This window comes from Flavobacterium indicum GPTSA100-9 = DSM 17447, from assembly GCF_000455605.1.
GTDB lineage: Bacteria > Bacteroidota > Bacteroidia > Flavobacteriales > Flavobacteriaceae > Flavobacterium > Flavobacterium indicum.
The window spans coordinates 1,467,076-1,487,228 of the sequence record NC_017025.1; the positions used below are offsets into that span (position 1 = coordinate 1,467,076).

The window sequence follows — 20,153 nt, forward strand, 5'->3', positions numbered from 1 at the left end:
TTTTTTGTGATATATTCAATATACAATTGTTAAAATTAAATATAATTTAAAAAATATACCAATAATATGAATATAAATCATAAAACAAAACTTTTAAAACTCCTTGTTTTTCAAGGGATTAGAAAATTTGTTATATTTTTTTAAATAATATAATAAAATGTAAAAAAAATAATAAACCGTAACGTTTATGTTATAAAACCGTAAAAAATAGATAAGATTTTAAATGCAAAATTGAATTTTCAGATGAAAAATTCTAAAATTTCTGCGTAAATGTGTATAAAACAATTGAAAGGGCATGGGTGACATTCATGCTGCTATTGATTCCGTGCATTGGAATATGAATAGTATTTTGACAACAATTTAATAGCTCATCTGAAATACCAACTACTTCACTACCAATTATTAGAGCTGTTTTTTTAGAAGAGTCAAATTCAAATTTGTTTAACGGTATACTGTTGTTTGTTATCTCGATTCCAAGTATCTGTTCGAAATTTGATTTGATAAAAGAAATTAATTTTTCTTTATCATAAATTATAGTGTAAGGAACAGTTTTATGTGTACTCCTAGAAGTTTTATTTATTTTACGTTCTGAAAATATTAAATTTTTACCTGATAGCACAATGTCTTTTACTCCAAATGCATCGCACAAACGAAACACAGAACCTATATTTTCTTGAAAATAAATTCCATCACAAATTACAGTTATAGGAAATTGTTGTTTTTCAAAGTTGGTATTGTTGTGCTGTAATTGCATTAGTTTTTGAATACGTAATTAATAATATTTGCACCCATTTTTAAAGCTTTTTCTCTAACAGAAATCGGATCGTTATGAACTTCTTGGTTTTCCCAACCATCACCTAAATCACATTCATAAGTATATAATAATGCTAATCTTCCTTCTATAAATATTCCAAAGGCTTGCGGTTGTTTGTTGTCATGTTCATGGATTTTAGGTAATCCATTTGTAAATGGATAAGGACCTTGAAATATTGGGTGTGATTTCGGAATTTCAGTCAACGGGTTTTCTGGAAATAATTTTTTAATTTCTTTCCTAATGTATGTATCCATTCCATAATTATCATCAATATGTAAAAAACCACCAGAAGTAAGATAGTTTCTTAAGTTTTGAATATCATTTGCACTAAAAATTACATTTCCATGTCCTGTCATATGTACAAAAGGATATAAAAATAGTTCGGCACTTCCTGGTTCAACAGTAGCAATTTTAGGATTCAGTTTAGTGTTAATATTTTGATTGCAAAACTTAACCAAATTAGGAAGAGAGGTAGGGTTAGCATACCAATCACCTCCTCCATTATATTTTAATAATGCTATTTCTTGTGCATAATTTAAATTCAAACACAATAGCAATGCAAATAAAGTAATCTTTTTCATGATTTATTCATTTGTTAGTGCAACAGTATGACAGGCAACTAAAGCAGCTGTTTCTGTTCTTAATCTAGTATTGCCTAAAGTAACAGGAACAAACTTATTTTCTATTGCTAAATTAATTTCTTTTGTACTAAAATCTCCTTCTGGGCCAATTAATATTAAAATTTTTGAATTTAGTTTAATTTCATTTTTAAACGATCTTTTAGCTGTTTCTTCGCAATGAGCAATAAATTTCTGCCCATCAAAGGCTGTTTTTACAAAATTAGAAAACGGTACAGGCTCATTTATTTTTGGTAAAAAATATTGATTGGATTGTTTTAATGCAGATTGAATTATTTTTTCTGCTCTGTCAATTTTATATACTTTCCTCTCGGAATGCTCACAGAGTATGGGTGTAATTTCATGAATTCCAATTTCTGTGGCTTTCTCTAAAAACCATTCCATTCGATCATTCATTTTAGTAGGTGCTACAGCAATATGAATATAATAAGGAGTAGGCTCAAATGTATTAATATCAATAATCTTAACCTCACATTTTTTTTCAGACGCGAAAACAATTTCGGATATAAATAAATTACCTAAACCATTAGTTATGTAAATATTATCACCTTCTTTTTTACGTAAAACTTTAACAATATGTTTACTTTCTTCTTTATCAAAAAAAAGTTTTTATCTGAAATTTTTATATCTGAATTGTAAAATAATTGCATAATTAAAATTCTATTCTGGCTTTAGAAACAACACTTGTATCACTAAAATTATTTTCTAAAAAATTGTAATAGCCTACAATTCCAATCATAGCAGCATTATCTGTTGTATATTCAAATTTAGGGATAAATGTTTTCCAACCATATTTTTTTTCAGCTTCTTTTAAAGTTGTTCTTATTCCTGAATTTGCAGAAACTCCTCCGCCAATAGCAACTTGATTGATTCCAGTTTCTTTTACAGCTATTTTTATTTTGTCCATCAAAATTTCAATAATTGTATACTGAATTGAAGCACAAATATCTGCCTTATTTTCTTCTACAAAGTTGGGGTTTAAGGCTGTATTTTTTTGAATAAAATATAAAATTTGTGTTTTTAATCCACTAAAACTAAAATTCAAACCGTCTACTTTAGGTTTGGTAAATGAATAGGTTTTGGGATTTCCTTCCTGAGCATATTTATCTATTAATGGGCCACCTGGATAGGGTAGACCTAATATTTTAGCACTTTTATCAAAAGCTTCACCAACGGCATCATCAGTAGTTTCACCAATAATTTCCATGTTAAAAAAACTAGTTACTTTTACAATTTGTGTATGGCCTCCCGATATAGTCATTGCTAAAAAAGGAAATTTAGGTTTTTCAAAGCCTTCTTCCTGTATAAAATGCGCAAGTATATGAGCTTTCATGTGATTTACAGCAATTAATGGAATTTGAAGACCTTGACTCAACGATTTAGCAAAACTTCCCCCAACAAGGAGCGAGCCCATTAACCCAGGTCCTTGAGTAAAAGCAATGCAATGTAAATCGTCTTTTGTAATTCCTGCTTTTTTTAGCGCTACATCTACTACTGGTACAATATTTTGTTGATGCGCTCTTGAAGCTAATTCAGGAACAACTCCGCCATATTCCTCGTGTACACTTTGTCTTGCTACTATATTTGATAGTACTTTATCATTGCATAGTACTGCAGCTGAAGTATCGTCACACGAACTTTCAATCGCTAAAGTGTATATTTTTTTACTTTCTGTCATAAATAGGCATGAAATTTGGTATACTTACTTTGTAATGTCCTACAAAATTGCTTATTTTTGTTGCTAATAGCAAGAAAAAAACATTCTTTTTAATAAAAACTAAATTTTCGCCTATCAAAAAAGTTAGAAAAATAGCATTTCGTATCATACTAGGAGTAATTATTTTACTTCTGTTGTTATGCATCTTACTTTCTTTGCCATTTGTTCAAACTCGATTAGGTGCCTATGCTACTGACTTATTAAAAGAAGACTTTGGTGTCGATATTAAAGTTGAAAGAGTGGCTATTACTCCATTTGGAGGGGTAAAACTAAACGGAGTTTTAATTAAAGATCATCATCAAGATACGCTTGCTCATTTTAAAAGAATCAATACTTCTATTTTAAGTTTTTCTAAACTATATGAAAAAGGGCATCCTTTTTTTGGAGCATTACAAGCAGATGAATTAAATTTTAAAATAAAACAGTATAAAGGTGAAAATGACACTAATCTAGACCGTTTTGTTGCTGCTTTTGATGATGGAAAAAAATCCTCTGGTAGATTTAGAATGAGAATAAATTCAATACAATTGAATAATTCTAGATTTCGTTACATCGATGAAAATTTAAAAACACCTAAAGTTATTGATTTTACTAATTTAAATGGTCAATTGGATGATTTTTATATCAAAGGTTCGAATGTAACAGCCTATGCATATAAATTATCATTTAAGGACCACAGAGGTTTGGTAATGAAAAATTTAACTACTGATTTCACATACACTAAAAAGAATATTTTATTAAATGAATTAGAGTTGGTAACTGAAAATTCTTCATTTAAAGGTAGAACAGAATTATTATATGATAGAAAGGATTTTAAAGATTTTAACAATAAAGTTATTTTTAATTTAGATATTAAAGAAGGTAAAATATCGAGTAACGATCTAAATTATTTTTATCCTGAATTTGGTAAAAATCAAAAGTTTTACATTGACTCTTATATTAAAGGAACTTTAAACAATCTTATTTTTACAAATCTTAAATTAAATGATTTAAATGGTAATGAAATTGTAGGTAAGCTTCAATTGAAAAACATTTTTGGTAGAGAAAATCAAGAATTTTATTTAAAAGGAAATTTTGATCGATTTTCAGCTAGTCAAGAAAGTGTTAGTAAAGTACTACCAAGACTTTTAGGTAAAAATTTACCTAAACAATTGCAAAAGTTAGGTATGGTTGATTTAAAAGGTGATGTTGAATTAACTGAAAAATGGATTGATGCTAATGTTAATTTGTATTCTAAACTAGGACATGTTGATGCTGATTTTGTATTAAATAATATGCATAAAATTGACCAAGCTGATTATGAAGGTCAATTTGTTTTAGATAATTTTGATTTGGGTTCATTCCTTGATGAAAAAGATTTAGGAAAAACTTCTGCTGATATGGAAGTACTAGGAAAAGGCTTTTCAAAAAAATATTTAAATACAAAGTTAATCGGTAAAATAGGAGCAATTCGTTATAATAATTATACTTATAAAGATATTGAAATTGATGGAACAATGAAAATGCCTTATTTTAAAGGGTATTTTGATAGTAATGATCCAAACTTAAAAATGACCTTTAATGGATTAATTGATTTAAGTAAAAAGAAACGAGAATATGATTTTGATGCTCAAATTGACTATGCTAATTTGAGAAAAATAAATCTTTATAAAAAAGATTCTTTGTCTGTATTTTCAGGTCATATTAAAATGCAAGCAAAAGGAAATTCCTTTGATGATTTAGCCGGAATAATTAATTTAGAAAATATATCTTACAGTAATCAAAAGGATAACTATTATTTTGACAACGCTTTTATTTCTTCAACATTTGATGAAGAAAATGTAAGAACTATCAATTTGTCCTCTTCAGATATGATTAATGGAAAAGTAGTAGGAAAATATAAAATTAATCAAATTAAGAAAATTGTGGAAAATGCTGTTGGAAGTTTATATGCCAATTATTCTCCACATAAATTGCAAAAAAATCAATTTTTAGAATTTGATTTTACAGTTTACAATAAAATTTTAGAAGTATTTTATCCAGATGTTGTTATTGCTGAAAACACAAGAGCAAAAGGAAAAATTAATGCTGATGCGGGTTTATTTCAATTTGATTTTAAATCACCATTAATTGATGCTTTCGGTAATAAATTTAATAATATCAATATCGATATTGATAATAAAAATCCACTTTACAACACCTATATACAGTTAGATAGTATAAATACGAAAGGGTATACCATTGCTGATTTTAATTTAATTAATCTGACAATGAATGATACTCTTTTTGTACGTACCGAATTTAAAGGAGGGACTAAAAAACAAGATACGTATGATTTGAATTTATACCACACGATTGACGAAAACAAACAATCGGTTGTTGGATTTAAAAAATCTGATATTACTTTCAAAAAATACCAATGGTTTATTAATGAAAACGATACTGATGACAATAAAATAACATTTGACAAGAAATTTAAAGATTTTAATTTTAATAAATTAACGTTATCTCATAATAATCAATATATTGATTTTCATGGTGTTATGAAAGATTCAACTTTCAAAGATTTTACTTTAACTTTTGATAATGTCGACTTATCTAAAGTAACACCTGAATTAGAAGATCTTACTTTTGGAGGTCAAGTAAATGGTACTGTAAATTACAAACAAAATAACAATTTCTTTGAACCATCTACCGACTTAAAAGTAGATAGCTTAGTTGTTAATGAAGTTGCATTAGGTGATTTAAAATTAAATGTTTCCGGTGACGAAAATTTTAGAAAATTTAATGTTAATGCCAGTCTATTACATGAAGAAAATGAAACTTTTTATACTACAGGAATTGTTGAATTCGTAAATAAAAAACCTATTTTATCACTCGATGCTGGTTTTCAAAATTTTAACATCCAACCAATCGGTGGATTTTTGAAAGGTATTGTTGATAATGTAAGAGGTTTTGCTTCCGGAAGAGCCAATATTGTTGGTCCTCTTGAAGATCCAGAAATTGATGGTGTTTTATATTTAAATAACGCAGGTTTAAAAGTTCCTTATTTAAATGTAGATTACAATTTTGATAAAAACTCAATTATTGATTTAACTGAAGAGCAATTTATATTTAGAAATATTGATGTTGAAGATGTAAATGAAAAAACTAGAGGCGTATTAAGTGGCACTATCAAACACAAAAAATTTGAAGATTGGGAATTAAATCTAAAAATTGCTTCAAAAAGATTGTTAGTATTAGATACAAAAGATTCAGACGATGCCTATTATTTTGGAAAAGCCTATTTCGATGGATTTGCTACTATAAGTGGACCTGTAGAATCTTTAGTAATTGATGCTGAAGGTAAATCGGCCAAAGGAACATCTATTAAAATCCCAGTAAATGATTCAGAATCGGTTGGAGATAATTCATATTTGCATTTTTTAACTGAAGAAGAAAAATTTGGTGTTAAAAAAGGAAATAAACCAACTAAAACTTATCAAGGTATTGATTTAAAATTTGATTTCGATATCACAAGAGACGCTGAAATTGAAGTTATATTAAATAGAGAAACCGGACATTCTATGAAAGGAATAGGTGAGGGTTCTATGTTTATGAATATTAACACGCTTGGTAAATTTAATATGACGGGAGATTTCCAAGTTTTAGAAGGGGAGTATTTATTCCGATATGGAAATTTAATTAATAAAAATTTTAAAGTTAAAAAAGGAGGGACTATTCGTTGGGATGGTGATCCAATGGGTGCAGTACTTGATTTGGAGGCAGTTTATGTTACACAAGCCAACCCAGGAATATTAGTAGAAAGTTCAACGATTAATAAAAAAGTACCAACTGAAGTTGTAATTGCAATCAATGGAGATTTAAGTAATCCACAATCCGATTTTAATATTAATTTTCCAACAGTACAAACTTCTTTAAAGAGTGAAATAGATTATCGTTTACAAGATAAGGATACGCGTCAACGACAAGCATTTGGATTACTTGCTACAGGGAATTTTGTTACAGCAAATAGTACAGCGGCGTGGTATGGTTCTTTCTTAGAGACAGCAAAAGGTATATTTGGTGAAGTTTTATCGGATGGAGAAAACAAAATGCAGTTCGGTGTAGATTATCAAGTGGGAGACAGACAAAGAGAAATTTCAGATAGAGCTTTAGTTACCTTATCTACTCAAATCAATGATAAACTGAGTATCAACGGAAATGTAGGAGTTCCAGTTGGCGGTGTAAATCAATCTTATGTAGTAGGTAATGTAGAAGTTGAATTAAAATTAAATGACGATGGTACTTTAACAGCGCACGTTTTCAATAAAGAAAATGATGTGAATTACTACTCAATTGGTCAAAATACAGGATATACTCAAGGAATAGGATTATCATATAGTGTAGATTTTGATGATTTTAAAGAATTACTTCATAAATTATTTAAATCTCAAAAAAATAAAAGTAATAATCCTGATAATCCTGTGGATCATATGCCTGATTCTGAACTATCACCAGATATGATTAATTTCATTGAAGAGACGAGAAAACGTCAAAACAATGAACCTAAAAAGAAAATAGAAAAGCCAATTGTACCTGAGATTGAATAGTGAACAGACTCTTCTATTTGCTGTTTTTATAAATTTTATCAACGAAATCGTTTGAAACTGAGAATTTCGCAAAAGTTTTACATTTTAATAGCTTTTTTAATAATTTCCTTTCTTAATTTTACAATACAATAATATTTATTATGACATCAACAATCAAAAAAATAGGAGTTTTAACTTCTGGTGGAGATGCTCCAGGAATGAATGCGGCTATTCGTGCAGTAGTTAGAGCTTGTGCCTATTACAATGTAGAATGTATTGGTATTTATAGAGGTTACCAAGGGATGATTGAAGGTGACTTCAAAGAAATGGGGCCGCGTACAGTAAAAAACATTATTAATAAAGGAGGGACTATATTAAAATCAGCACGTTCTAAAGATTTTATGACTACAGAAGGTCGTCTACAAGCCTACAATCATTTAAAAGAAAGTGGAGTAGATGCTTTAGTGGTTATTGGAGGTGATGGAACATTTACAGGTGCAGAAATTTTTAATAATGAATTTCAATTTCCAATTATTGGTATACCAGGAACTATTGATAATGATATTTATGGTACTTCTCATACTTTAGGTTACGATACGGCTTTAAACACTGTTGTAGAAGCAATTGATAAAATTCGTGATACGGCTAATTCGCATAACCGACTATTTTTTGTAGAAGTTATGGGTAGAGATGCCGGACATATTGCTTTGAATGCTGGAATTGGAGGTGGAGCAGAAGAAATTTTAATTCCAGAAGAAAATTTAGGACTAGATCGATTAGTTGAATCCTTAAGGAAAAGTAAAGATTCTGGAAAAACATCTTCCATTGTAGTAGTTGCTGAAGGAGATAAAATTGGGAAAAATGTTTTTGAATTGAAAGATTATGTAGAAGAAAATATGCCTGATTATGATGTTCGTGTCTCAGTTCTTGGTCACATGCAAAGAGGGGGTGCTCCTTCTTGTTTTGATCGTGTTTTAGCTTCTAGATTAGGTGTAAAAGCAGTAGAAGTTTTACTAGAAGGAAAAACAAATTATATGGTAGGATTATTAGCTGATAAAGTAGTGTTAACTCCTTTAGAACAAGCAATTAAAGGACAATCAAGAGTTGATGCAGAACTGGTTAAAGTTTCTGATATCATCTCTATTTAATAAACAAACTAAAAATAAAAATATGTCAAAAGTAAAATTAGGAATAAACGGTTTCGGAAGAATTGGAAGAATTGTTTTTAGAGAAACGTTTAATAGAGATAATGTAGAAGTAGTAGCAATAAATGATTTATTAGCCGTAGACCACTTAGCCTATTTGTTAAAATATGATTCGGTTCACGGAAAATTTAATGGAAAAGTTGAAGTAATTGATGGGGAATTATACGTAAACGATAAATACATTCGTGTAACTGCAGAAAAAGACCCTACATTAATTAAATGGGATGACGCAGCTGTTGATGTTGATATCGTTGCAGAATGTACTGGTATTTTTACAACATTAGAAACTGCTAACGCACATATAAAAGGAGGAGCTAAAAAAGTGGTTATTTCAGCACCTTCTGCTGATGCGCCAATGTTTGTAATGGGAGTAAATCATACTAATGTAACACCTGAAGATACAATAGTATCTAATGCTTCATGTACAACCAATTGTTTAGCACCTTTGGCAAAAGTAATTAATGATCATTTTGGAATAGTTGAAGGATTAATGACTACAATTCACGCAACAACGGCAACTCAATTAACGGTAGATGGTCCGTCTAAAAAAGATTTTAGAGGAGGTAGATCAGCTTTAATAAATATCATTCCAGCGACTACAGGTGCTGCCAAAGCGGTCGGAAAAGTTATTCCTGAATTGAATGGAAAATTAACGGGTATGTCTATGCGTGTTCCTACTGCAGATGTATCTGTGGTGGATTTGACGGTAAAATTAAGCAAAGAAACTACATATGACGAAGTGATGTCGGTTTTAAAATCAGCTTCTGAAACAACTATGAAAGGAATATTAGGTTTCACAGAAGATGCTGTAGTTTCGCAAGACTTTGTATCCGATTCAAGAACATCGATAGTAGACGCAGGGGCTGGAATTGGCCTGAATAGTACCTTTTTTAAATTTGTTTCATGGTATGATAATGAATACGGATATTCATCAAAATTAATTGATTTAGCAGTTCATATTCACTCAGTAAAATAATTCAAATTTATTTTTTATAGCATTCAAGATTGGTTTTTGAGTGCTATTTTTTTACGTTTTAAAAAAATAGAAGTACATTCGAAAACTAAAAATAAACTTTATAACTACAAATGAAACTATTAGTTGATAGCGGTTCTACTAAAGCCGATTGGATTGCCATTGATGATAATGGAAAAGTTCTATTTACAACACAAACTTTAGGTTTAAATCCAGAGGTTTTAACAAAAGATGAAATCCTTTTTAGATTAAATGATAAATTTGATGTTTCTCATAATAAAGAAAAGGTAACACATTTATTCTTTTATGGAGCAGGTTGTGGAACAGATCGAATGAAAAATTTTTTAACGATGGTTTTTCAAGAATATTTCACAAATGCAATTGTTTCTGTATATGAAGATACTTACGCAGCCGTATTTGCAACAACTCCAAAGAACGAGCAAGCAATTGTCTGTATTTTAGGTACCGGTTCCAATTGTAGTTATTTTGATGGGCATGTGTTACATCAAAAAGTGCAATCGTTAGGTTATATTGCTATGGATGATGCAAGTGGAAATCGATTGGGTAGACATTTAATTAGGGCTTATTATTTTAATAAAATGCCAAAAAAATTAGCTGAAAAATTTGAAAAAGAATACGACTTAGATGCGGATGTTATTAAGCAAAACTTTTATAAAGAACCTAATCCTAATGCATATTTAGCCACATTTGCTGAATTTCTAATTAAAAATAAAGAAGAAGCTCTTTTTCAAGATTTTATAAGAGAAGAAATGACTGCCTTTGTTGAAAATTATATCATGCAATTTGAAAATTATAAAGAAGTTCCAGTTCATTTCATAGGTTCCATTGCTTTTTATTTAAAAGATGAATTAGAATCTATTTTAAAAGAATACGGAATTACACTTGGTAATGTATTGCGAAGACCTATTGATGGTTTGATAGAATTTCATATTGCCAATAAGTAATAACAAAATTTAAGCCTGTTGTTTTAAATGCAGTAGGCTTTTTTATTTATTCACTTGTTTTTAGCTTTTTTTATTTGTAAATTGAAAAAAACAATTGTTACAAATGAAATTTTTAGATCGATTTAGTTTACTACATGAAAAAGAAGAATATTCTAATGTTATTACTGCCATAGAACAAGGTGTAGTTTTTAAAGGTACTAATTTATGGATATTAATTTTTGCTATATTTATTGCATCACTCGGATTAAATGTTAACTCAACTGCAGTAATCATAGGGGCTATGTTAGTCTCACCTTTAATGGGGCCAATAATGGGTTTAGGATTAGCAATGGGTATTAATGATTTTAAATTGCTTAAAAAATCAGCTAATAATTTTGCTTTTGCTGTATCAATTTGTTTAATAACTTCTACTTTTTATTTTTATATTTCGCCTTTAAATGAAGCCCACTCAGAAATACTTGCAAGAACTTCACCAAATATATATGATGTTTTAATTGCGTTTTTTGGTGGTTTAGCTGGTATCTTAGCAACTTCTAGTAAATTAAAAGGAAATGTCATTCCTGGTGTTGCTATTGCAACTGCATTGATGCCGCCACTTTGTACTGCAGGTTATGGGTTAGCAAGTGGAAATTTATCTTTTTTTTCAGGGGCACTTTATTTGTTTTTCATTAATACAGTTTTTATTGCATTATCTACTTTTTTAACTGTTCGTTTTTTAAAATTTCCTAATAAAGAATTCATAAATGTTACAACTAAAAAGAAAGTTCACAATTGGATGGGGCTAATTGTATTAATTACATTAGTACCAAGTATTTATTTTGGATATGAATTTACTAAAGAAATTAAGTTTAAATCACAAGCTAATGTTTTTATTTCAGAAGAAGTTAAAACGAATGATAACTTTATAATATCTAAAAATATTGATTATAAAAATAAATTAATTGAGTTGGTAATTGGTGGAAAAAAAATAGACAGTTTAAAAATTATTGAATTAAATAAAGACTTAAATAAATACAACTTAATTAATTCAAAACTAATTATTAAAGAAGGTTTTTCATTATCAAACGAATTAAATAGTAAAGAAACAAGCCCATCAGATTTGCTTTTAAAAGAATATCAAGATAAAATAACTCTTGATCAAGAATTTAATTTAAAAAATGAAGCCGTATTTAAACAAATTCAAGTGTTGTTTCCTGAAGTAAAATCTTTTGTAATGACAAAAGGAAACTTACTGAAAAAGGATACTACAGAAAAATTGTATCTTTGTATTATTGAATTAGACCCAAAAAAACAAAGTGTTTTTAGTACTGAAAAATTTAAAAACTGGATCTCTACTTTGTATGATAAAAAAACTATAAAATTTATTATTCAATAATTTAAACACCACAAGTATAAACTAGTTATAAGCATTTAAAATATTATTTATGAAAATTACTCAACTATTTAACGATTTTTTTCACAGTGAGAAGATAGGAGGGGTACTGCTAATTTGTTGTACCGCATTGTCTTTAGGAATTGCAAACTCTTCTCTGGGTGATGCCTACCATCATTTTTGGATGACTTCCTTAGCTGGACAACCTTTAGAATATTGGATTAACGACGGATTAATGACTATTTTCTTTTTATTAATTGGTTTAGAATTAGAACGTGAAATATATCAAGGAGAATTATCAAACATTAAAGATGCCTTGTTGCCTATTTTTGCTGCCATTGGTGGTATGTTAGTACCTGCTGGAATTTATTTGTTTTTCAATTTGGGAACACCTTCTCAATCTGGTGCCGGAATCCCTATGGCTACAGATATTGCTTTTGCTCTTGGTATTTTATCATTATTAGGAAATAGAGTTCCTACTTCTTTAAAAGTTTTTTTAACGGCTTTGGCGGTGATTGATGATTTAGGAGCTATTTTAGTAATTGCCCTTTTTTATACCAAAAATCTAGTTTGGATGAATTTATTTTTATCATTAGGTATTTTTGTTCTGTTATATGTGATGGGTAAAGTGTTTAAAATTAGAAATTTAATTCCTTATTTAATTGGAGGTGTAGCTATGTGGTATTTTATGTTAAATTCTGGTGTACATGCTACCATTACAGGCGTACTTTTAGCTTTTGCAATACCTTATGGAAAAGGAGATGAGTCGTCTACATCTTATCTATTACAACATTTTTTACATAAACCTGTAGCATTTTTAATTTTACCAATTTTTGCTTTGGCGAATACGGCTATACACATGTCGGGCTCTTTAATTCAAATGATTCAAGAACCTTATAGCATTGGAATTGCATTTGGTTTAATAATTGGTAAACCAGTGGGAATATTTCTTCTCTCGCTTGTAGCAGTTAAAATAGGAATTTGTAAATTACCTGATGAATTAAATTGGAAAGCTATTTTTGGTGTTGGATTTTTAGGCGGAATCGGGTTTACCATGTCAATTTTCATCACACTTTTAGCATTTGAAAATGAGGTAATAATAAATCAAGCCAAACTGATTATTTTATTATCCTCATTAATAGCAGGATTTATTGGATATGTATTTTTACAGTCTATTTTAAAACAAAAATATACCGAAGAATAATGGATAAAAAATTTGAAATTGCAGTTATTGCACACGATGGTAAAAAAGCAGATTTAGTTCAATTTTTGAATAAAAATCAAGCTATTTTACATAAAGAAAATATTAAAATTATTGCAACGGGAACTACTGGAGGAAAAGCTGAAGCTGCTGGAATTAAAGTAAAAAAAATGTTAAGTGGTCCTCTGGGTGGCGATGCTCAAATTGCAGCAAGAGTAGCTGAAGGTAAATGTAAAATGGTCCTTTTTTTTAAAGATCCAATGAGTAGTCATCCACATGAACCGGATATTAATATGCTTATTCGAATTTGTGATGTTCATAATATTCCCTTAGCTACCAATGAAGCAACTGCTCAATTGTTACTCAACGCATTGACTTTGGATTAGTTAACGCGTTTTATTTTTAAAATAAAAAGTATAAAAATTAATACGTAAGGAAGTGATGATCCTAAAATTTTAAAGTTAATAGTTAACAATCCGATTGCAAAAAAAAGTAAAAATAATAGAGCAATACAACTTGCACCAATTGAAATCCAAGTTTTTTTCGGATGCTTATAGAATAATTGAAATAGCAAAATAAGTTGTCCAATTAACGGTATTGCAATTAATGGATGTGTAAAACTATTAATCGAACCTTTTGAACCAAAAAACAAATCAAATTCCATTTGAAATATAAACATGGATTGATTGTTCCCCCATTCAGTATAACCAAAAAGAGAGGTTAATAAAAAGCCTATAATAAACAACTTTAAACGATTCATTACAATCTAACCAATTGACCTTTGCGTTTAACTAAATTTTTATAATCCCATTGGATTTTCTTTGATTTTTCCAACCATCTTACAATATCATTTTCATTAATTTCTGAATAGGAATTGTAAAATATAGAAGCATCTTTAAATTTCTCACCTAAAATATTTAAATCTTTTTCTTCAAAATCAGCGCCACTCCAAAACATTAATCGAATTCCTTTCTTTTGTTTACTGTAACCCACAATTGGATTTCCTTCTATAAACCAAACAGGATGACGATGCCAAATTTTATGTTCCGCTTCAATTAAGTTTTTAGAAATAATTTGGTAAATTAAAGCTGCAATCACTTGTTCTTCCAGTGAAAAAGTGGAATGATAATTTTGAATTTCTGCCAACATAATAAATAATGTATTATCAAATATACAATTTAATGAAATTGAAAATAAAAAAATCCCGAAATAATCGGGATTCTATTATTCATTATCATCTTCTAATTCATCGTCGTTCCAATCGTCTTCGTCATAATCATCTTCGTCATCTTCTACATCTTCGTCGGCGCCTTCTAATTCAAAAAAAGTAAAAGTAGTTCCGCCATAACTGCGTGCAAATGCACAATGATCTAAATGTTCTAATTTGGTGTCTTTTGAATGCTCAATTATTAACATACCAACTTCATCAAGTAACTGCCTTTCAAAAACCAAATGAACAATTTTTTCAAAATCTTTTTGATCTAAATGATACGGAGGATCTGCAAAAATAATGTCGTAAGTACTGTTGTTCTTTTCAAGAAATTTAAATACATCACTTTTAATTGCTGTAATATCAAAATCCAATTCGGATGAAATCTTTTTAATGTAATTCACACATCCAAAATCGGCATCCACACACAAAATAGGCGCTGCACCTCTTGAAGCAAATTCATAACTTATATTCCCTGTACCAGTAAATAAATCTAATATTTTCAGTTCTTGAAAATTAAAATGATTGTTTAAAATATTGAATAAGGCTTCTTTAGCCATATCAGTTGTAGGTCGAACAGGTAAGTTCTTGGGAGCTTGTAGGCGTTTGCCTTTATATTTTCCAGAAATAATTCTCATGAATGAAATAAAATAAAATGACGTAAAATGTCTTTTTCTTCAACTTTTAAAGTTGCTGCTAACTGTCCAACATCTAAAATGGAACAATTTCTTATGTATCGGTAAGCAATTTTAAAGAATTCGTTTTCTTCAGAAATTGCTCCAACAAATTGTAGGGGAACAACTTCTGGATTTAATTGTAATTGCTCAAAAGTAAATAATAAGTAATAAATAAAATCTTCTAAAGTTTGATACAAAAAGGTGTTGAAAAGCAATAATTGTTGGTTTTTAGTTACCACAATTTCAAATCGGTCCTTTTGAAAATGTACCCAAACTTGCTTAAAATCTTTATTTTTTGAATAATCTAATGCTTTCTTTACAAAAATGGAATTACAATTTTTATAGTCAAATGTATCGTAATGATCTAAAAGATAATTATTTATTTCTGTATAAGGAATAAAAACATTATTTAATTCATAAGTATCTAAATAGTCATAAGCAAAATAATCCGTTTCAAATACCTTACAATCATATTGAATGTAACTGCCCAAATGATTTGGATCAAATAGTGAAGTAGGCACAAATGTATTTATATTAGAATTGTGCAACACCACAATTTCATCATAACGTTCGGCCAAAATTGGATTTTCAACAAAAATTTTCCAAAGTGCTTCTTCTACTACTTGTTTAGTATCTATTTCATAGTTTTTATAGACTACTATTTGTTGGGATAGCATATCAATTACACAAAATGAAAGGCCTGTTGGAGCCACTTCAAAACTCAATTTTTTATATGTTTTTTGTGTAATATCTAAATGCATGAAATAGGTTTATTGAGCAAATTTACATAATTTTGTTTGATGTTCAAATTTCAATTGAATTCGAATTACTAATCCTTTACTATATTTAATGTCGCCTTCCCAATTTTATAAAACTCTTTTAGATAATTTTCCTTTTGAACCAACGTTACAACAGCAAATTTTCTTTCAAAAAATTACAGAATATTTATTGTTTTCTGGTGATAACGATATTTTTGTTTTAAAAGGGTATGCGGGTACAGGTAAAACAACATTAATTTCAGTTTTAGTAAATTATTTGAATGTAATCGGTCAAAAAGCAGTTTTATTAGCCCCAACGGGAAGAGCCGCTAAAGTAATGGCAAGTTACGCCGACAAACCCGCTTTTACCATTCATAAACGCATTTATTTTCCTAAAAAAAATAAAAATGGCGGCATGGGCTTTGTAATGCAGGCTAATAAATTTAAAGATACTGTTTTTATAGTTGATGAAGCTTCCATGATTTCAGATGCTCAAAATGAAATGAGTCGGTATGAAAATGGTTCACTTTTAGATGATTTATTGTTTTATGTTTATGCGGGTCATAATTGTCGTATTATTTTAGTTGGTGATACGGCGCAGTTACCTCCTGTAAATTCTGCAATAAGTCTGGCATTAGAGATAGATTCTTTGGCTCTCAATTATCAGAAAGAAGTACATCATATTGAATTAGATGAAGTGATGCGCCAATCTGAAAAATCGGGAATTTTATACAATGCAACGGCACTACGATCGTTATTAAAAAAACAATTTATACCAGGTTTTGAATTTAAATTAGGGAAATTTAAAGACATCATTCGTTTACAAGATGGTTATGAAATAGAAGATGCTATTCATCAAGCCTATTATAATTATAGTGTAGAAGATACCGCCTTTATTGTACGTTCAAACAAAAGAGCCAATCAATACAACCAACAAATTAGAACCAAAATTTTAGGTAAAGAAAGCGAATTGACAGCAGGCGATTTATTAATGGTTGTAAAGAATAATTATTTTTGGTTATCCGAAAAATCAGAGGCTGGTTTTATTGCTAATGGCGATATTATAGAAGTTTTAGCCATAAGAAAAATCAAAGAATTGTACAGTTTTCGATTTGCTGAAGTAACAGTTCGTATGATTGATTATCCCAATCAAGAACCATTTGATACGGTAGTTTTATTAGATACTATAACCAGTGAATCCCCCTCATTAACTTACGATGAATCAAACCGATTGTATCATGAAGTGTTGTTAGATTATGCAGACGAACCTTATCAATACAAAAAATTACAAAAAGTAAAGGCAAATCCCTATTTTAATGCCTTACAAGTCAAATTTTCGTATGCTATTACTTGTCATAAATCACAGGGAGGGCAGTGGCAAACCGTTTTTGTAGAACAACCCTATTTGCCCGACGGTATTGATGTTGAATACATTCGTTGGTTGTATACAGCCATCACACGAGCAAAAGACAAATTGTATTTAATTGGATTTAAAGACGAGTTTTTTGAAAGTTAAATTTTTAAAGTATATTTTTGTGTAAAATTATTAGTTATGAAAATCATCGCTGTTATTCCCGCTCGTTATGCTTCAACTCGTTTCCCTGCCAAATTAATGCAAGATTTAGGAGGTAAAACGGTCATTTTAAGAACGTATGAAGCGGCAATAGCTACACAATTATTTGATGATGTATTTGTTGTAACCGATTCGGATTTAATTTTTGAAAATATTGTCTCAAATGGGGGAAAAGCCCTAATGAGTAAAAAAGAACATGAGAGTGGAAGTGACCGCATTGCTGAGGCTGTTGAATTTATGGATGTTGATATTGTTATTAATGTACAAGGTGATGAACCATTTATTAACGCAACCCCTTTAAAGCAAATCATTGAAGCTTTTAAACAAGATTCGGATAAGAAAATAGATTTAGCTTCATTAATGTTTGAAATTAAAGAAGAAGAGGAAATTACGAATCCTAATAATGTTAAAGTTATTGTAGATCAACAAGGATTTGCTTTATATTTTTCACGCTCAGTTATTCCTTATCCAAGAGAAAAAAATGTAGGGGTTCGTTACATGAAACATGTGGGTATATATGCCTTTAGAAAAGAAGCTTTAATGGATTTTTATAGATTACCAATGTTGTCTTTGGAAGCTTCTGAAAAATTAGAACAACTTCGCTATTTAGAATACGGGAAACGCATTAAAATGATTGAAACTATCCACGGAAGTATAGGAATTGATACTCTAGAAGATTTGGAAAAAGCCAGACAACTATTAAAATAGTTAAATCAACGTTAATACTTTATAAAATTTTCCCTTTTTAAATTGTTTTTGTAACTTGTAATCCAAGCCAAAATCAATAATAAATGAGAACATTTTTAAAAAACATATTAGCCCATACCATTTTAAGAAATAAAAAAACTACTCAACAAAATACAAAAAAAATTTCTGATTATCAATTAGCTAAAGCCTATCGCATTTTATTGATTTTAGTAAAAAGAGCTGGAAAAGATTTTTTTCTAATTACGTTGGGTATTTTTTCAGCTGCTTTTGGTTTTAAAGGTTTTCTATTGACCAATCATTTTATTGATGGGGGTGCAACAGGAATTTCTCTATTAGTTTCTGCAATTACAAAAATTCCATTACCAATTTTAATAATCGTAGTAAATATTCCTTTTGTTTTAATGGGTTATAAAGTTGTTAGTCAAAAATTTGCAATAAAAACAGCAATAGCTATTGCTGGACTTTCAGTAGTATTAGCAACAGTTACTTTTCCAAATGTTACCAATGACAATTTATTAGTAGCCATTTTTGGAGGATTTTTTTTAGGAGCAGGTATAGGTTTTGCAGTGAGAGGTGGTGCCGTAATTGATGGAACAGAAGTTTTGGCTATTTATTTAAGTAGAAAGTTTGGGACTACAATTGGTGATGTTATAATTGTTATTAATGTAATTATCTTTTCTACAGCAGCTTACTTCCTAGGAATTGAAGTGGCACTTTATTCAATGATTACTTATTTATCTGCATCTAAAACGTTAGATTTTATTGTTGAAGGTATTGATGAATATATTGGCGTAACAATTATATCTTCTAATAATGAAGAAATCAGACAAATGATTATTGATAAAATGGGACGAGGTGTAACCGTTTATAGTGGTAAAAAAGGATACGGAAAACGTGGTGAAACTAAAGAAACAGACATATTATATACTGTTGTAACGCGTTTAGAATTAAATCGTTTGAATACAGAAATTGAAAAAATTGAACCCAATGCTTTTATTGTTATGAACAGCGTAAAGGATACAAAAGGCGGAATGATTAAGAAAAAACCTTTACACTAATTATTGTTTTCGTGATCAAAATAACCTTTGGTTTTAACATTATTTGAAAAGAAATTAATAAACAAAACTAAAAAAGACAAAAAGAACATCGTTTGAATACTGGCTAACACTTTTCCAAATAAACTAACTGGGTGGAAATCGCCATAACCTAAAGAATTTGAAGTGATTACGCTAAAATAAATTGCATCAAACCAATGTGTAAATGGTTTATTCATATTATCTCCTAAGGTGTAAAGTACAGCAAAAGCAGATACAATTTCTACATAGTTTAAAAACAACATCATCATTGAACGTTTATAGGATCGAGGCCTCGATAACATGTCTGATGCAAAAATAAGCATCGGAATATACAGTGCAGTTTCTAGTAAAAAATAAGTCATTAAAACAACTAAAGGAGTATAGTTTTGCCAATGATTGATTAAAATAAAATAGGGTAAACTCAGTTTAATTAGTATGTAACCATCCATGGCTAAATCTTGATATTCTGGACCGTATTTATTGGCTAATTGTTTAATATAAACTCCTGGAAATAGTAATTGTGAAATTGCTAAAAACAACCGAAATAATTTTTCAATTCCATTATCATCTTGATGATCATTATTCCAAATGGAACGAATATTCAATATCCTTTTTTGAATAGGGCTTATATGACGACTTCTCTTGTCATTGATAGAAACTTTACCTAAAAATAATTTCTTGAAAAACGATTTCATTATGGAATATTTATATAAAAT

18 protein-coding genes are annotated in these 20,153 nt (G+C 29.3%); 10 read left to right on the plus strand and 8 right to left on the minus strand.

All coding sequences use genetic code 11. The annotated features are described in order from the left end of the window. Nucleotides 1-253: 253 nt before the first annotated feature. The 4 genes from KQS_RS06585 to tsaD form a co-directional block, all read right to left on the minus strand. On the minus strand, nucleotides 254-754 hold the full coding sequence (locus KQS_RS06585; RefSeq protein WP_014388411.1) for a TrmH family RNA methyltransferase: 501 nt from the start codon (nucleotides 752-754) through the stop codon (nucleotides 254-256). Further along, nucleotides 754-1,395: a DUF4159 domain-containing protein gene (locus tag KQS_RS06590; RefSeq protein ID WP_014388412.1), complete on the minus strand. Its 642-nt coding sequence runs from the start codon at nucleotides 1,393-1,395 to the stop codon at nucleotides 754-756. The genes KQS_RS06585 and KQS_RS06590 overlap by 1 nt, the downstream gene beginning before the upstream one ends. Before the next feature lie 3 nt (nucleotides 1,396-1,398). Then, nucleotides 1,399-2,028, minus strand: a complete 630-nt coding sequence (locus KQS_RS06595; RefSeq protein WP_316929968.1) for a 16S rRNA (uracil(1498)-N(3))-methyltransferase — start codon at nucleotides 2,026-2,028, stop codon at nucleotides 1,399-1,401. 76 nt (nucleotides 2,029-2,104) lie between these two features. Then, nucleotides 2,105-3,130: a tRNA (adenosine(37)-N6)-threonylcarbamoyltransferase complex transferase subunit TsaD gene (tsaD, locus tag KQS_RS06600; RefSeq protein WP_014388413.1), complete on the minus strand. Its 1,026-nt coding sequence runs from the start codon at nucleotides 3,128-3,130 to the stop codon at nucleotides 2,105-2,107. Between the two features lie 47 nt (nucleotides 3,131-3,177). Here tsaD and KQS_RS06605 point away from each other — a divergent pair, with 47 nt between their 5' ends. The 7 genes from KQS_RS06605 to KQS_RS06635 all read left to right on the plus strand — a co-directional run bounded on the left by KQS_RS06605 (nucleotide 3,178) and on the right by KQS_RS06635 (nucleotide 13,821). Next, nucleotides 3,178-7,740, plus strand: a complete 4,563-nt coding sequence (locus tag KQS_RS06605) for a translocation/assembly module TamB domain-containing protein (RefSeq protein ID WP_449404062.1) — start codon at nucleotides 3,178-3,180, stop codon at nucleotides 7,738-7,740. A gap of 140 nt (nucleotides 7,741-7,880) precedes the next feature. Beyond that, nucleotides 7,881-8,867, plus strand: a complete 987-nt coding sequence (pfkA, locus tag KQS_RS06610) for a 6-phosphofructokinase (RefSeq protein ID WP_014388415.1) — start codon at nucleotides 7,881-7,883, stop codon at nucleotides 8,865-8,867. A gap of 22 nt (nucleotides 8,868-8,889) precedes the next feature. Next, nucleotides 8,890-9,900: a type I glyceraldehyde-3-phosphate dehydrogenase gene (gap, locus tag KQS_RS06615; RefSeq protein ID WP_014388416.1), complete on the plus strand. Its 1,011-nt coding sequence runs from the start codon at nucleotides 8,890-8,892 to the stop codon at nucleotides 9,898-9,900. Nucleotides 9,901-10,010: 110 nt separating this feature from the next. After that, entirely contained in the window at nucleotides 10,011-10,862 is an 852-nt protein-coding gene (locus tag KQS_RS06620) for a hypothetical protein (RefSeq protein ID WP_014388417.1), read from the plus strand. Between the two features lie 103 nt (nucleotides 10,863-10,965). Further along, nucleotides 10,966-12,237 carry a TIGR00341 family protein gene (locus KQS_RS06625; protein WP_014388418.1) on the plus strand — a complete coding sequence of 424 codons (1,272 nt, stop codon included), beginning with the start codon at nucleotides 10,966-10,968 and terminating at the stop codon, nucleotides 12,235-12,237. Nucleotides 12,238-12,286: 49 nt separating this feature from the next. Then, nucleotides 12,287-13,438: a Na+/H+ antiporter NhaA gene (gene nhaA, locus KQS_RS06630; protein ID WP_014388419.1), complete on the plus strand. Its 1,152-nt coding sequence runs from the start codon at nucleotides 12,287-12,289 to the stop codon at nucleotides 13,436-13,438. After that, nucleotides 13,438-13,821: a methylglyoxal synthase gene (locus tag KQS_RS06635; RefSeq protein ID WP_014388420.1), complete on the plus strand. Its 384-nt coding sequence runs from the start codon at nucleotides 13,438-13,440 to the stop codon at nucleotides 13,819-13,821. The genes nhaA and KQS_RS06635 overlap by 1 nt, the downstream gene beginning before the upstream one ends. Nucleotides 13,822-14,194: 373 nt before the next feature. Here KQS_RS06635 and KQS_RS06645 read toward each other — a convergent pair whose 3' ends face one another. The 3 genes from KQS_RS06645 to KQS_RS06655 form a co-directional block, all read right to left on the minus strand. Further along, on the minus strand, nucleotides 14,195-14,584 hold the full coding sequence (locus tag KQS_RS06645; RefSeq protein WP_014388422.1) for a DUF1801 domain-containing protein: 390 nt from the start codon (nucleotides 14,582-14,584) through the stop codon (nucleotides 14,195-14,197). Nucleotides 14,585-14,659: 75 nt separating this feature from the next. Then, nucleotides 14,660-15,283: a 16S rRNA (guanine(966)-N(2))-methyltransferase RsmD gene (gene rsmD, locus KQS_RS06650; RefSeq protein ID WP_014388423.1), complete on the minus strand. Its 624-nt coding sequence runs from the start codon at nucleotides 15,281-15,283 to the stop codon at nucleotides 14,660-14,662. Further along, complete coding sequence (locus KQS_RS06655) at nucleotides 15,280-16,083, minus strand: DUF3822 family protein (protein ID WP_014388424.1); 804 nt, start codon at nucleotides 16,081-16,083, stop codon at nucleotides 15,280-15,282. Before KQS_RS06655 ends, rsmD begins: the two co-directional genes overlap by 4 nt. A gap of 88 nt (nucleotides 16,084-16,171) precedes the next feature. Here KQS_RS06655 and KQS_RS06660 point away from each other — a divergent pair, with 88 nt between their 5' ends. The 3 genes from KQS_RS06660 to KQS_RS06670 all read left to right on the plus strand — a co-directional run bounded on the left by KQS_RS06660 (nucleotide 16,172) and on the right by KQS_RS06670 (nucleotide 19,419). Continuing rightward, nucleotides 16,172-17,596 carry an ATP-dependent DNA helicase gene (locus KQS_RS06660; RefSeq protein WP_014388425.1) on the plus strand — a complete coding sequence of 475 codons (1,425 nt, stop codon included), beginning with the start codon at nucleotides 16,172-16,174 and terminating at the stop codon, nucleotides 17,594-17,596. A gap of 36 nt (nucleotides 17,597-17,632) precedes the next feature. Beyond that, the gene (kdsB, locus tag KQS_RS06665; protein ID WP_014388426.1) at nucleotides 17,633-18,361 is read left to right on the plus strand and encodes a 3-deoxy-manno-octulosonate cytidylyltransferase; all 729 of its coding nucleotides are present in this window, start codon (nucleotides 17,633-17,635) and stop codon (nucleotides 18,359-18,361) included. 83 nt (nucleotides 18,362-18,444) lie between these two features. Then, nucleotides 18,445-19,419 (plus strand): YitT family protein, encoded by a 975-nt coding sequence (locus KQS_RS06670; RefSeq protein ID WP_014388427.1) that lies wholly within the window; start codon nucleotides 18,445-18,447, stop codon nucleotides 19,417-19,419. On the opposite strand, the gene KQS_RS06675 is transcribed toward KQS_RS06670, so the two are convergent. After that, the gene (locus KQS_RS06675) at nucleotides 19,416-20,132 is read right to left on the minus strand and encodes a potassium channel family protein (protein ID WP_014388428.1); all 717 of its coding nucleotides are present in this window, start codon (nucleotides 20,130-20,132) and stop codon (nucleotides 19,416-19,418) included. The two genes, KQS_RS06670 and KQS_RS06675, sit on opposite strands and share 4 nt — an antisense overlap. Between the last annotated feature and the right edge of the window lie 21 nt (nucleotides 20,133-20,153).

Coding starts and splice junctions, on each gene's coding strand:
- KQS_RS06620 (WP_014388417.1), top strand. CDS start 10,011: ATGAAACTATTAGTTGATAGCGGTTCTACTAAAGCCGATTGGATTGCC.
- KQS_RS06590 (WP_014388412.1), bottom strand. CDS start 1,395: ATGAAAAAGATTACTTTATTTGCATTGCTATTGTGTTTGAATTTAAAT.
- KQS_RS06645 (WP_014388422.1), bottom strand. CDS start 14,584: ATGTTGGCAGAAATTCAAAATTATCATTCCACTTTTTCACTGGAAGAA.
- KQS_RS06675 (WP_014388428.1), bottom strand. CDS start 20,132: ATGAAATCGTTTTTCAAGAAATTATTTTTAGGTAAAGTTTCTATCAAT.
- nhaA (WP_014388419.1), top strand. CDS start 12,287: ATGAAAATTACTCAACTATTTAACGATTTTTTTCACAGTGAGAAGATA.
- tsaD (WP_014388413.1), bottom strand. CDS start 3,130: ATGACAGAAAGTAAAAAAATATACACTTTAGCGATTGAAAGTTCGTGT.
- KQS_RS06635 (WP_014388420.1), top strand. CDS start 13,438: ATGGATAAAAAATTTGAAATTGCAGTTATTGCACACGATGGTAAAAAA.
- KQS_RS06655 (WP_014388424.1), bottom strand. CDS start 16,083: ATGCATTTAGATATTACACAAAAAACATATAAAAAATTGAGTTTTGAA.
- rsmD (WP_014388423.1), bottom strand. CDS start 15,283: ATGAGAATTATTTCTGGAAAATATAAAGGCAAACGCCTACAAGCTCCC.
- pfkA (WP_014388415.1), top strand. CDS start 7,881: ATGACATCAACAATCAAAAAAATAGGAGTTTTAACTTCTGGTGGAGAT.
- gap (WP_014388416.1), top strand. CDS start 8,890: ATGTCAAAAGTAAAATTAGGAATAAACGGTTTCGGAAGAATTGGAAGA.
- KQS_RS06585 (WP_014388411.1), bottom strand. CDS start 754: ATGCAATTACAGCACAACAATACCAACTTTGAAAAACAACAATTTCCT.
- KQS_RS06625 (WP_014388418.1), top strand. CDS start 10,966: ATGAAATTTTTAGATCGATTTAGTTTACTACATGAAAAAGAAGAATAT.
- kdsB (WP_014388426.1), top strand. CDS start 17,633: ATGAAAATCATCGCTGTTATTCCCGCTCGTTATGCTTCAACTCGTTTC.
- KQS_RS06660 (WP_014388425.1), top strand. CDS start 16,172: ATGTCGCCTTCCCAATTTTATAAAACTCTTTTAGATAATTTTCCTTTT.
- KQS_RS06670 (WP_014388427.1), top strand. CDS start 18,445: ATGAGAACATTTTTAAAAAACATATTAGCCCATACCATTTTAAGAAAT.